Source organism: Streptococcus pseudopneumoniae (genome assembly GCF_038148935.1).
In the GTDB taxonomy this organism is placed as follows: domain Bacteria; phylum Bacillota; class Bacilli; order Lactobacillales; family Streptococcaceae; genus Streptococcus; species Streptococcus pseudopneumoniae_U.
Map to the genome: position 1 here is coordinate 1 of NZ_JBBJZX010000173.1, position 1,174 is coordinate 1,174.

2 pseudogenes are annotated in these 1,174 nt (G+C 33.8%); both read right to left on the reverse strand.

The window, feature by feature from the left end:
• Positions 1-338, reverse strand: a pseudogene (gene comE, locus WKI42_RS10415) (competence system response regulator transcription factor ComE); the annotation flags it as partial.
• Positions 335-1,174: pseudogene (gene comD, locus WKI42_RS10420) on the reverse strand (competence system sensor histidine kinase ComD); the annotation flags it as partial. The pseudogenes comD and comE, both read right to left, overlap by 4 nt.

Genomic DNA, 1,174 nt, shown 5'->3' on the forward strand with positions numbered 1-1,174 from the left:
TTGATATCCTTATCAACAAAATCTAGGGCTGATACCTGGTATTTATAGGTTAGAGTCGCAAACTCTGATCGACTGGTGATAAAGACGATAATAGCGTAAGGATTGTAATGACGAATGAGCTGAGCCACTTCAAATCCCTTTTTCTCAATTCCATGAATATCAATATCTAGGAAATAAAGCTGATTTACTTCATCGTTTTCAATGTATTCTTCAAATTCACGGACTTTTCCTGTTGTCTTGTATGATATTGGAATATTCGATTCTTTCGAAATTTCATCCAATATTCTCTCTAGTCTCACTTGATGTTCAATAACATCTTCTAAAATTAAAACTTTCATTCAAATTCCCTCTTAAATCTAATAATTTGTCTAAATGTACTGCCTTCCATCTCTGTTTCTAAAATAATATTGTTGTACTTATCTAGTAGTTCTTTCACATTATTTAATCCGACTCCGCGATTTCTTCCCTTAGTGGAGAATCCTAAAGCAAATAGATCTCCTGAAGGAGTCATCGTCATTTTACATGAATTCTGAATCACAATAACTGTTTCAGTTTCCATCTTAATAACTGCTACTTCCATTTGTTTTTTATAGCTATCAGCTGATCCTTCAACAGCATTGTTCAATAAGACGCTCATGATACGAACTAAATCCAATAGTTCAATTTGGAGCGTGGTAATCGTATCTTTTACTTCCAGTGTAAACTCTACACCATTATTTCGAGCATAGACAATTGACTGAGCAACCAAACTTCGTAAAGCTGAATCTTCTATGTTGTTCAAATCAAAGTAAGTGTACTTATCTGAACGCAGTTTGTGATTGGCTTTAACCAAAACTTCGTTGTAAACTCTGTCAATTTCCTGTAAATTACCACTGTCAATTGCCATATGCATACTGACAAGCATCCCAGCATAATCATGTCGAAAACCACGAATTTCATTATACAGACCGACAATTTCATCTGTATAATTCTGTAAATGTTTCTGTTCAAATTTCTTCTGCTTCAACGCAATCTCTTTTTCTATTTGTTCTTTATGCGAATTCATTGCAAAGAAGGTCAAAAGGAGAGAGATAAAGACAATAGATGACAAAATACTTCCAAAACTATTCAAATGTTTAATCGTACTTACCATATCTGAAACGAAAGATGCAGTATGGAGCAGTAGTAAAGCAAA